At 71.2% G+C, this 11212-nt stretch carries 10 protein-coding genes; 5 read left to right on the top strand and 5 right to left on the bottom strand.

Annotation, left to right across the window (positions count from 1 at the left end; genetic code table 11):
- The coding region (locus ABZ385_RS33085; protein ID WP_358914189.1) for a sigma factor-like helix-turn-helix DNA-binding protein at positions 1 to 139 on the top strand (139 nt) is incomplete at its 5' end.
- A gap of 1199 nt (positions 140 to 1338) precedes the next feature.
- Here the strand turns inward: ABZ385_RS33085 and ABZ385_RS33080 are convergent.
- On the bottom strand, positions 1339 to 2259 hold the full coding sequence (locus tag ABZ385_RS33080) for a pirin family protein (protein WP_358914186.1): 921 nt from the start codon (positions 2257 to 2259) through the stop codon (positions 1339 to 1341).
- A gap of 305 nt (positions 2260 to 2564) precedes the next feature.
- Here ABZ385_RS33080 and ABZ385_RS33075 point away from each other — a divergent pair, with 305 nt between their 5' ends.
- Together ABZ385_RS33075 and ABZ385_RS33070 are read left to right on the top strand one after the other, a co-directional pair.
- Positions 2565 to 3536, top strand: a complete 972-nt coding sequence (locus ABZ385_RS33075; RefSeq protein WP_358914185.1) for an alpha/beta hydrolase — start codon at positions 2565 to 2567, stop codon at positions 3534 to 3536.
- 57 nt (positions 3537 to 3593) lie between these two features.
- Entirely contained in the window at positions 3594 to 4319 is a 726-nt protein-coding gene (locus ABZ385_RS33070; RefSeq protein WP_358914184.1) for an alpha/beta hydrolase, read from the top strand.
- A 35-nt stretch (positions 4320 to 4354) separates the two neighbouring features.
- On the opposite strand, the gene ABZ385_RS33065 is transcribed toward ABZ385_RS33070, so the two are convergent.
- Positions 4355 to 5209, bottom strand: coding sequence for a SigB/SigF/SigG family RNA polymerase sigma factor (locus tag ABZ385_RS33065; protein ID WP_358914188.1), 855 nt, complete (start codon positions 5207 to 5209; stop codon positions 4355 to 4357).
- Positions 5210 to 5524: 315 nt separating this feature from the next.
- Here ABZ385_RS33065 and ABZ385_RS33060 point away from each other — a divergent pair, with 315 nt between their 5' ends.
- Together ABZ385_RS33060 and ABZ385_RS33055 are read left to right on the top strand one after the other, a co-directional pair.
- Entirely contained in the window at positions 5525 to 6724 is a 1200-nt protein-coding gene (locus ABZ385_RS33060) for a PP2C family protein-serine/threonine phosphatase (protein ID WP_358914183.1), read from the top strand.
- A 111-nt stretch (positions 6725 to 6835) separates the two neighbouring features.
- The gene (locus ABZ385_RS33055) at positions 6836 to 7240 is read left to right on the top strand and encodes a hypothetical protein (protein WP_358589233.1); all 405 of its coding nucleotides are present in this window, start codon (positions 6836 to 6838) and stop codon (positions 7238 to 7240) included.
- 32 nt (positions 7241 to 7272) lie between these two features.
- On the opposite strand, the gene glgB is transcribed toward ABZ385_RS33055, so the two are convergent.
- From glgB to ABZ385_RS33040, 3 genes are all read right to left on the bottom strand, one after another.
- Entirely contained in the window at positions 7273 to 9486 is a 2214-nt protein-coding gene (glgB, locus tag ABZ385_RS33050) for a 1,4-alpha-glucan branching enzyme (protein ID WP_358914187.1), read from the bottom strand.
- A gap of 39 nt (positions 9487 to 9525) precedes the next feature.
- A complete protein-coding gene (locus tag ABZ385_RS33045; protein ID WP_358914182.1) occupies positions 9526 to 10866 on the bottom strand; it encodes a maltokinase in 1341 nt (446 codons plus the stop codon).
- A 13-nt stretch (positions 10867 to 10879) separates the two neighbouring features.
- A partial coding sequence (locus ABZ385_RS33040; RefSeq protein WP_358589229.1) for an alpha-glucosidase C-terminal domain-containing protein occupies positions 10880 to 11212 on the bottom strand: 333 nt, incomplete at its 5' end.

Genomic DNA, 11212 nt, shown 5'->3' with positions numbered 1-11212 from the left:
CCAGGTCATCCACATGCGCTTCGTCGAGGAGAGGACGCAGGCACAGATCGGCGAGATCCTCGGCTGCTCGCAGATGCACGTCTCCCGGCTCATCAGCAGGATCGTCGCCAAGCTCCGCACCGGCCTGACCACCGACTGACAGCGCGAGTCCTGCACGGCTGCTGTCTTTCTGCGTACCCCTATGGTCGGCGGAACACCCAAGCCCGGTGATCCTGTCGCCCCACTCTTAGCCTCAAGAGGTCAGATGGCCAAGGAGCCGGTCCCCCTGGTGCACAACGGCAGCCGGGAGCTTCGTGGCGGTCGCCCGGTGCCGACGGGGGTGGCGGCACCGGGCGACGATCAGAGGGAGGTCGCGGTGGTCACCTCCGTAACAGGAGCGGTGCCGTGCAGCAGGTCCAAGCGTTCGTACAGTGCCCGCAGCGTACGGGCTCGGTCCCTGACGCGGAGCAGGTTCCCCGAAGGACGCGCCGGGCAGTCGTCGGCCTGACCATCACGAATTCAGCGATCAGCTGGGGACGTCGTCCTCGGGCAGTCTGACCGCGAGTGCGCGGACGTCGTCGGCGACCGCGCGGGCGGCCCCGGCGAGCAGCAGCCCGACCTGTTCGTAGTCGTCGGGCCGCAGCACCTTTGGATCGGACCACGCCAGCACGGCACGGGCGACACGCTCGTGCCGTGCTGGCGTGCTCCTGCGGCAGCTGGGCGTCGATGCGTCCTCACCATCGCCACTTCATGTGGTGCGCTCCCCGATCGTGGAGCGCCGCCCCCTGGCCCACTACCGGAACGGAAGTCCTCATGTGCTTCCAGGCCGCGCACGCGCACCATCCGCTGGTCGCGTTGTCGACCCGTCTCAACTACCTGTCCAGACTCTGGTGGGTGCCCGGAACAACCTTTCAGTTGGGGGAAGTTGCCGAGTTCCTGCACGGCCTTCACGTGGGTTAGGCGATCGTCGCACCCCGGGAGGCACTCTGCGTCGGGCGTAAACGGGACCCAGGCCGCGGCGCCGTCATAGGTCGTGGACAAGTCCCCTCGATCAGTCAGCATCAGACGGCCACAAGCGAAGCGACGCCACTCCCCCCACCCGAAGCACGGCGGCGCCTGCTCTCCCATCAGCACACAGCCAAGGGACCGCCGATCTGATTACACGTCAGTAGAGTCAGCAAAGGGTCAGCATGAGTCCGATTAGACCTGGCCACACGTGCCGACACGCGCAAGCCGGGACCCGCGGTCGGGCCGATCACATCTGAGATCGACCCAGCCCTTCCGGTACGCCCGCCGCGAGCGAGCACGATTTCTCCCGAGAGGCCTCGCGCTCGCCTGCCCCGGACGCAAAACCCCAGTTCAGCGCACCCTCCCCCGTGGTTTCAGCGGCACGTTCGGCAGTTCGGGGGCGGGGAGTGGGTCCCCGTCGCATCCCTTCACGACGCCGAAGCGGTCGCCGGTCATCCAGTCGTCACGGGCCCGTGCGATGTCCGCCTGCGTGCGGCCGATGAAGTTCCACCACATGACGATCCGCTCCTCGAACGGAGTGCCGCCGAGCAGGACGGCCCGGGCGGGTGCGTCGGTCTCGTTCGTCAGGGTCAGCGTTCCGTGTCCGGTGCCGAGGTACCCCAGTTCCGTCGGGCGCAGCGGTGTTCCGGACATGCGGACCTCTCCCTGGTCGACGAGCAGGCCGTGTTCGAAGTCCGGGGCGATGTCGAGGGTGACCACCGCGCGCGGTGCGAGGAGGAGTTCGGCGCCCAGCAGCGGTGTGAAGGTGGTCACCGGGGAGGTGTCGCCCGCGAGTGAGCCGAGGAACACCCTGATCTCGGCGCCCGCTACCCGGACCGTGTCCGGCGCGTGGTGACGGAAGTCGGCCGGCGTGTGGCGGTGTTCGCCGGGGAGCGCGACCCACAGTTGGACGCCGTGCAGGACGGTGGTGCCCGCCGTGGAGACCTCGGAGTGGCTGATGCCGTGGCCACCCGTCATGAGGTTCAGCTCGCCGGGCCGCACCAGTGCGTGGTTGCCGAGGCTGTCCCGGTGCTCGATCTCCCCGGCGAAGAGCCAGCTCACCGTCTGCAGGCCGGTGTGCGGGTGGGGCGCCACGTCCATGCCGCCCGTGTCGGCGACGACGTCGGGTCCGTAGTGATCGATGAAACACCAGGCGCCGATCAGCGTGCGGGCGCGCTGCGGCAGCGTGCGCCGTACGGTCATCGCCCTCGGACCGCCCAACGGGACGTCCCTCGCCGTCAGCACGTGGGCCCGCGTTGTCCGCTCGGCCATCGCTCGCCCCCCTCCCCTTGTGATTGCAATTTCAACAAGTATCGCTGATCCCGCTGCAACTGCTCTTCCGTCCGGACGCTATTGCGGTTCACGGCGGCCGAGCGGCGCCTCAACGCACCGCATGCGTCCCGACAGCGCACTGCCCCGGTTCCGATGCGCTGTGGGACCAGCACCGGTGCGCTGGAGGGCAACCGTCGCCGTCGTGCGGCTCCTAGCGTGGGATTCATCGGTGCCGACGCCATGTGTCGCGGCCCGGATTCGACACGCACCGGTTCATCCGGTCACCCGAGATCAGGGAGTCCTTCATGCCCGACGCCGCCGAAGTCATTCGTACGGTCCTGGAACCGGCCGCCGCCGCTTTCGCCGAGGCGACCGCCCAGCCGCCCTACCTCTTCGAGCTGCCGCCCGCCGAGGGACGCAAGGCCGTCGACGAGGTGCAGTCCGGCGAGATCGCGAAGCCGGAGATCGACGAGGAGTGGGTGACCGTCCAGGGCGGCCCGACGGGCAGCGTCCGGGCACGCGTCGTCAGGCCCCGGGGCAGCACCGGCCCGCTGCCGGTGATCCTCTACATCCACGGCGCCGGCTGGGTGTTCGGCAACGCCCACACCCATGACCGCCTGGTGCGCGAGCTGGCCGTCGGCGCGGACGCCGCCGTGGTCTTCCCGGAGTACGACCTCTCCCCCGAGGCCCGCTACCCCGTCGCCATCGAGCAGAACTACGCGGTCGCCCAATGGATCGTCCGAGAAGGCGCCGCCAAGGACCTGGACGGCTCCCGGCTGGCCGTGGCGGGCGACTCGGTGGGCGGCAACATGAGCGCCGCGCTCACCCTGATGGCGAAGACGCGCGGTGACGTGCCGCTGGTCCAGCAGGTGCTGTTCTACCCGGTCACGGACGCGGCCTTCGACACCGGCTCCTACCACCAGTTCGCCACCGGCTACTTCCTGCGCCGCGACGGCATGCAGTGGTTCTGGGACCAGTACACGACCGACGAGGCCGAGCGCGCCCAGATCACCGCCTCCCCGCTGCGGGCCACCACCGAGCAGCTCGCCGGGCTGCCGCCGGCGCTCGTCGTCACCGGCGAGGCCGACGTCCTGCGGGACGAGGGCGAGGCCTACGCCAACAAGCTGCGCGCGGCCGGGGTGGCGGTGACCGCCGTCCGCTTCCAGGGCGTCATCCACGACTTCGTCATGCTCGACGCCCTTCGCGGGACGCATGCCGCCGAGGCCGCCATCACGCTGGCCGTCGGCACGCTGCGCACGGCGCTCCACGCGGGCTGACCCCCCGGCCGCAGCCGAACCACCTCCCGAGACCCACAACGAGAAGAGCCACTTGTCATGACCGACAACACTTCCCTGCCCACCGCCGTCCTGGTGCACGGCGCGTTCGCGGACGCCGCGAGCTGGCGCGGCGTCGTCGCCGAACTGCAGGGTCACGGCATCCCGGTGATCGCGCCGCCCAATCCGCTGCGCGGCCTGGTCGCCGACGCCGCGTACATCTCCTCCGTGGTCGCCCGGATCGACGGGCCCGTGGTACTCGTCGGTCACTCCTACGGGGGTGCGCTGATCACCGTGGCCGGAGCCGCGGAGAACGTCGTCGGGCTCGTCTACATCGCGGCCTACGTCCCCGAACAGGGCGAGAGCCTCGGCGAGTTGCAGGACCGCTTTCCCCTGTCCTCCCTCGTCAGCAACCTCACCGAGGCGACGTACCCGGTGCGGGACGGCGAGCCGGCCGTCGAGGTGACCATCCGCGCCGAGGCGTTCCCGGAGATCTTCGCCGCCGACGTGCCGGCGGAGGTCACCAAGGTCCTCGCGGTGTCCCAACGTCCGCTCGCCGCCTCCGCGTTCACGGAGCCGGCCGCGGTCGCCGCGTGGAAGACCACGCCTTCATGGGCGCTCGTCGCGGCGGCGGACCAGGCGATCAACCCCGACGTCGAGCGTTTCGGCGCGCAGCGGGCCGGCGCGACGACCGTCGAGCTGGCGGGCGCCTCGCACGCCGTCGCGGTGTCCCGGCCCCGGGAGGTCGCCGAGCTGATCCGGGACGCGGTGCGCGCCACGAGCTGACCGGACGGCGGACCGGCCGCCGGCCGTGCCCACCGTCACCCGTGGGTGAGCAGGCCCCTCCGCAGTTGAGCCAGGGTGCGGGACAGCAGACGCGAGACGTGCATCTGCGAGAGGCCGAGGGCGGCGCCGATCTCCGCCTGGGTCAGCTCCTGGCCGAAGCGCATCTCGATGATGCGGCGCTCCCGCTCGCCGAGTCGGGCGAGCAGCGGGGCGAGGGCGTGCAGGTGCTCGAAGGTCTCGATGGCCGGGTCCGGGGCGCCCATGACGTCGGCGAGCGAGCGGCCCCCCTTGTGCGTCTCGCCGTCGTCGGACGAGCCGTGCGGGGTGTCGATGGACCCGGCCGCGTACCCGTTGGCGGCCATGATCGCCTCCAGCGCCTGTTCCTCGCTCACCCCCAGATCGGCCGCCAGCTCCTTCACCGTGGGTTCGCGGCCGAGCACCGAGGACAGCCGCTCCTGGGAGGCGGTGATCCGGTGGCGCAGCTCCTGGAGTCTGCGCGGCACGTGCACGGCCCAGCTGGTGTCGCGGAAGTGGCGCTTGATCTCGCCGAGGATGCAGGGCACCGCGAACGAGACGAACTCGAACCCCCGGCTCGCGTCGAACCGGTCGATCGCCTTGATCAGGCCGACGGTGCCCACCTGGACGATGTCCTCCAGCTGGCCGTTGCCGCGGTTGCGGAACCGGCCCGCCACGTAGTGCACCAGGGAGAGGTTCATCTCGATCAGGGTGGTGCGCGCGTACGTGTGTTCGACCGATCCCTCTTCCAGGGTCCCGAGCCGCTCGAAGAACAGCTTCGACAGCTCCCGCGCGTCCTGCGGCGCGACCCGGTGGGCCTCCTCGATCAACGGGAGAGGGGCGTTCTCCGCCCGGTTGCCGGTCTCTCCCTGCATTCCTTCGGTCGGATCTACGGCCTGTTCCACGTCGGTGGCTCGAACGAACATCTTCTGTCTTCCCGTGTCGTGGCGTACTCGCTCGGGTCCGGTCCGGCTCAGGCCCCGAGGTCCATGAATGGAGACTCCTTCGCGTGCTGCGCTGCGGTCTGCGGTGTGATTCCACAAGCGGAAGGCCGTGTACCGGGACCTTCCTCCCTCACCTCGGGGACCAAGGGCCTCGATCGCCCGAGGGCCGGCCGTGCCGTTCGGCCCTCTCCACACGGGCGGGATCGGGGGCCTGATGTGAGACTGCCTGTGAGGTGGTGATCACAGATGTCGAGCCAGCCCTGGGTGCCCGGTCCCGGCGAGCAGCTGCTGGAACAGCTGCTCGCCGCGGCGCACGCGGCGACCCCGGTGGACCTGCACGGCCTGGTGCAGCGCTTCGCCGACGCCGCGGGGCTCGACCGCGTCGACGTGTACCTGGTGGATCTCCAGCAGCGCCACCTGGTGCCGCTGGCCGAGGGGTCGACCGCCCTCGGCGTGGACAGCTCCGTGGCCGGTTCGGCCTACCGGGCCCATGAGCTGCGCGTGGAGGAGCTGGCCCACGGGCGGATCACGACGTGGCTGCCGCTGATCGACGGAGTGGAGCGGCTGGGGGTCATCGGCGCCACGGCCTCGGTGATCGACGGCCTGCTGCTGCGCCGCTGCCGCACGCTGGCCTCGATCCTGGCCATGGTGATCACCTCGAAACGCGCCTCCAGCGACACCTTCGCGCGTCGGACCCGGTCGCAGCCCATGGAGCTGCCCGCCGAGATGCTCCGGGCCTTTCTGCCGCCGAGGACCATCGGCAACGCCGACGTCATCTCGACCGCCGTGCTCGAACCGGCGTACGACATCGGGGGCGACGTCTTCGACCACTCCCTGACGCACTCCACCCTGCACGTGACGATCCTCGACGCCATGGGCCACAACCTCGCCTCCGGCCTGACGACCGCCGTGGCCATGGCCGGCTGCCGCAACGCCCGCCGGGCCAAGGTCGAGCTGCCCGAACTGGTCGACACCGTCCAGGACGCGCTCGCCCAGTGGCTGCCCGAGCAGTTCTGCACGGGGATCCTCGCCCAGCTGGATCTGGCGGGCGGCGTGCTGCGCTGGTGCAACTGCGGCCATCCGCCACCCCTGCTCATCCGCGGCCACCGGGTACTCGACCGCGCCCTGGAGCGTCCGCCGCAACCGCCCCTGGGGACGCCCGCGCTGCTCGCCCGCGCCAAGTGGGAGGTGCACGAGGAGGCGCTCCAGCCCGGCGACCGGGTGCTCATGTACACCGACGGCGTCACCGAGCTGCGCACCGGGGGCGACACGGAGTTCGGCCTGGAGCGGTTCACCGACAGCATCATCCGGGCCACCGCCGCGGGCGAGTCGGCCCCGGAGGCGCTGCGCCAGCTCATCCACTCCATCCTCGACCGGCAGCACAACCGGCTGCGGGACGACGCGACGCTCCTGCTGCTCGAATGGCGCCCCCCGGGCGCCCGGTGACCCCGCCTGTCACCAGCGTCGATGTCACCCCGGCATGTCATTACCCATAAATTGTGATGATTTGTCTTAAATTACTGCGGTCCCCCCTCCCTCGGGCTCCCTGGAGATCGCATGAACCCTGTCCTGACGCGTGCCGTCACTTTCAGTGCCGGTCTGCTGCTGTGCGCCGCCCCCCTCACGGCGGCGCACGCCTTCGCCACCTCCGCCGACGACGACCCGGGCGCGGCCCGCAAGTCCGCGCCGCGCCCGACGCTCACCGCGCAGGCGACGGTGCGCGCCATCCCGGCCTGGCACCAGTTCCGCGTCCACGGCGCCGCCAAGAACATGCGCGCCGGGACGCGCGTGACGCTCCAGCAGATGCAGGGCAAGCGGTGGGTGTCCCTGCCGGCCCAGATGAACACCGCCCGCAACAACACGTACAACCTGCGCGTCAAGCTCGGCATCAAGGGCCTGAACAAGATCCGGGTCGTGGGCGGCGGCGCCGTCTCCAACACCGTCCAGGTCACCATCCGCTGACGCGAGCGGGTCGGGACGGCGGCCGCCTGCCGTCACTCCGGGCGCAGCCAGACCGTGGCCAGCGGCGGGAGCGTGACGCGCAGGCGGGCCGGCCTGCCGTGGGCGGGCTCGGGCTCGGGCTTCAGCGGGTGCGGGTTGCGCACGTCCCCGCCGCCGTAGCGGGCCGCGTCGGTGTTGAGGGTCTCCACCCAGGCGTGCGGCTCCTCCGGGACGCCGAGCACGTAGTCCTCGCGGAGCACCGGCGAGAAGTTGCAGACCGCCAGGAGCGGGGTGCCGTCCGCGGCGTACCGCAGGAACGCCAGGACGTTGTCCTGGGCCGCGTCCGTCACGATCCAGGAGAAACCTGCCGGTTCGGTGTCCTGCTCCCACAGGGCGGGAGCCGCCCGGTACTGGTGGTTGAGGTCCCGCACCAAAAGCCGTACGCCCTCGTGGTCGGGGCGCGCCGGGTAGGACGGGTCGAGCAGGCCCCAGTCCAGGCCGCTCTCCTGCGACCATTCGGACCCCTGGGCGAACTCCTGCCCCATGAAAAGCAGTTGCTTGCCGGGGTGGGCCCACATGAACCCCAGGTAGGCGCGGTGGTTGGCGCGGCGCTGCCACCAGTCGCCGGGCATCTTGGAGACCAACGACTGCTTGCCGTGCACCACTTCGTCGTGCGAGAGCGGCAGGACGTAGTTCTCGCTGTAGGCGTACACCATCGAGAACGTCATCTCGTCGTGGTGGTACTCGCGGTGGACCGGGTCGCGGCTGATGTACTCCAGCGAGTCGTGCGACCAGCCCATGTTCCACTTCAGCCCGAAGCCGAGGCCGCCGAAGCCGTCCGGTCCGGTGTGGTGGGTGGGCCGCGTCACCCCGTTCCACGCCGTGGATTCTTCGGCGATGGTGACGACGCCGGGGTTGCGGCGGTAGACGGTGGCGTTCATCTCCTGGAGGAAGGCGACCGCGTCCAGGTTCTCCCTGCCCCCCGATTCGTTGGCCGCCCACTGCCCTTCCTCACGGGAGTAGTCGAGGTAGAGCATCGAGGCGACGGCGTCGACGCGCAGCCCGTCGATGTGGAACTCCTCGCACCAGTAAGTGGCGTTCGCCACCAGGAAGTTGCGCACCTCCTTGCGGCCGTAGTCGAACTCCAGGGTGCCCCAGTCGGGGTGCTCGGCGCGCCGCCAGTCCTGCGGTTCGTACAGGTGCTCCCCGTCGAACGCCGCGAGCGCCCAGTCGTCCTTGGGGAAGTGCGCGGGCACCCAGTCCAGGAGTACGCCGATGCCCGCCCGGTGCAGTGTGTCGACCAGGTGGCGGAAGTCGTCCGGGGTCCCCATGCGGGACGTCGGGGCGTAGAGACCGGTGACCTGGTAGCCCCACGACCCGCTGAAGGGGTGCTCCGCCACCGGCATGAACTCCACGTGCGTGAAGCCCGCCTCCGTGACGTACGCCGTGAGCTGCTCGGCGAGCTGACGGTAGGTCAACCCCGGGCGCCAGGAGGCCAAATGGACCTCGTAGACGGAGAAGGGCGCGCGGTCGACGGGGCGGTCCGCGCGGTGGGCCATCCACTCGTCGTCCCCCCACACGTACGAGGACCGCGTGACGACGGAGGCCGTGGCGGGGGGCACCTCGGCGCGCCGGGCCATCGGGTCGGCGCGCAGGGTGTGGCTGCCGTCGGGGCGGGCGACGTCGAATTTGTAGAGGGTGCCTTCGTCCAGTCCGGGGACGAACAGCTCCCACACGCCGGTGGAGCCGAGCGAGCGCATCGGGTGGGCCGACCCGTCCCAGTGGCAGAAGTCCCCGCAGACCCGCACGCCCCGCGCGTTGGGCGCCCACACGGTGAAGCGGGTGCCGCTCACGCCCTGGTGGGTCATGGGGTGCGCGCCGAGCGCCTGCCACAGCTCCTCGTGCCTGCCCTCACCGATGAGGTGCAGGTCCAGTTCGCCGAGGGCGGGCAGGAAGCGGTAGGGGTCCTCGTACGCGACGTCCTGCCCGTCGTAGGTCACGCGCAGGGTGTACGGGGGGATCGCGGTGAGGGGCAGGACCCCGCAGAACAGGCCGTCACCGGTGTCGTTCAGCCGATGGGTCCCCTCCTCGGTGACGACCGTCACCGCCTCGGCGTACGGGCGCAGCACCCGGAAGGCGACACCGTCGGGCACGGGGTGCGCGCCGAGCAGCGCGTGCGGGTCGTGGTGGGTGCCGGACAGGAGGCGCTCGCGGTCCGACGCGTCGAGCGGGGCGTCGGGGAGGCGGTCGGGGTCCTTGGCGCGCACGGGGGCCTGGGGTGCGGTGGTGGCGGTCGTTTCCACGGGTCAGCTCTCCTCTGCGAGGCGGGCGATCGCCGCCATGGGAACAGGTAGCCAGTCGGGGCGGTGCCTGGCCTCGTACAGCGCTTCGTACACCGCGCGGTCCGTCTCGTAGGCGCGCAGCAGCTCGGCCTCCGCGCGCGGGTCCCAGGTGGAGCCCGCGGCGTATCCGGCGCAGTACGCCTCGCGGCACCGTCGCAGCCACTCGGGGCCGCGGGGGCGCCGGGTGTGGGCCGCGTAGTCGAAGGAGCGGAGCATGCCGGCGACGTCCCGGATGGGGGCCTGGGGCCGGCGGCGCTCGTCGAGCGGCCTGGCCGGTTCGCCCTCGAAGTCGATGATGAACCAGCGCTGTTCGGCCCTGAGCACCTGGCCGAGGTGCAGGTCCCCGTGGACGCGCTGCGCCTCGCGGCCGGGGCCGCACCCGGCGACGGCACCGTACGCCGTCTTCAGACGGGGTACGTAGGGGTCGAGCGCCGGCATCTGCCGGGCCGCGGACTCCAGGCGCCCGATCATGGCGGCGGCCAGCGGGCTGCCGCCGTAGGGGTCCGGGGGCTCGGAGCCGAAGGCCTCGGCCAGCGCCAGGTGCACCTCGGCGGTGGCGCGCCCCAGTTCATGGGCCTCGGCGGCGAAGTCCTCGCCGGCGGCGAGGGAGCGCAGCGCCAGCGTCCAGCCGTCCGTCGCCTGGGGGAGGAACGGCTGGAGCACGCCGAGTGTCGCCTTGCGCGGCTCGGTGGTCCAGAACCAGGCCACGGGCGCGGGCACCCGCGCGCAGCCGCCGCGGGCCAGCGCCCAGGGCACCTCCAGGTCGGGGTTGACGCCGTACTGCACGCGGCGGAACAGCTTCAGGATGAAGGAATCTCCGTAGACCAGCGACGTATTGGACTGCTCCCCGCCCAGGAGCCGGGGCGGGAGCCCCGTCGGCACCACGGTCCGCGCGTCCCGTTCGAAGCGCAGCGGGCCCAGCTCGCCGGGGACGCGCAGGCGCTCCAGGAGAAGCCCCGCCGACCAGGGGTCGAGGAGGGCGTCGTACACGGTGAGGCCTTCGAGGGGGCCCGTGTCGGAGCGGCCGACGACGGCGTGCCGGAGCCGGGGAGGCACGTGCTCGCGCACGCCGAGCAGGAGTTGGTAGCAGTCCTCGGGCGGGCCGGCGGGGCCGGTGCGGATCAGCAGGTGCAGGCAGCCCGGGTGCAGTTCGGTCGTGGACAGCACGGCCAGGTCCGTGACGGGGCGTCCCTTGCCCGCGAACCAGCGCTGCTCGGGCAGCCACGCGCGGAGCATCCCGGCCAACGAGGTCAGCAGCTGGGGAGGGCTGAGGCTGCCGGGCGACTGCGATGCGGTCTTCAGCATGCGACACGTCCCTTCAAAAGTGCACCGCGGGTGCGGCCGGACGTCGTGGCTGTTCGATCAGCCGGAACCAGTAGAAGCCGTGGCCCGCCAGCGTGAGCAGGTACGGCAGCTCGCCGATGGCCGGGAAGCGGACCCCGCCGATCAGCTCCACCGGATGACGTCCGTCATAGGCGCGCAGGTTCAGCTCCGTCGGTTGGGCGAAGCGGGAGAAGTTGTGCACGCACAGGGCCAGGTCGTCCCCGTGTTCGCGGAGGAAGGCGAGGACGGCGGGGTTGGAGGAGGGGAGTTCGGTGTAGGTGCCCAGGCCGAAGGCGGGGTTCTGTTTGCGGATCTCGATCATCCTGCG

The sequence above is a fragment of the Streptomyces sp. NPDC005898 genome, from assembly GCF_040629635.1.
In the GTDB taxonomy this organism is placed as follows: domain Bacteria; phylum Actinomycetota; class Actinomycetes; order Streptomycetales; family Streptomycetaceae; genus Streptomyces.
Note: the sequence above shows the minus strand (reverse complement) of the source record. Positions and strands in the feature narration are given on the sequence as shown.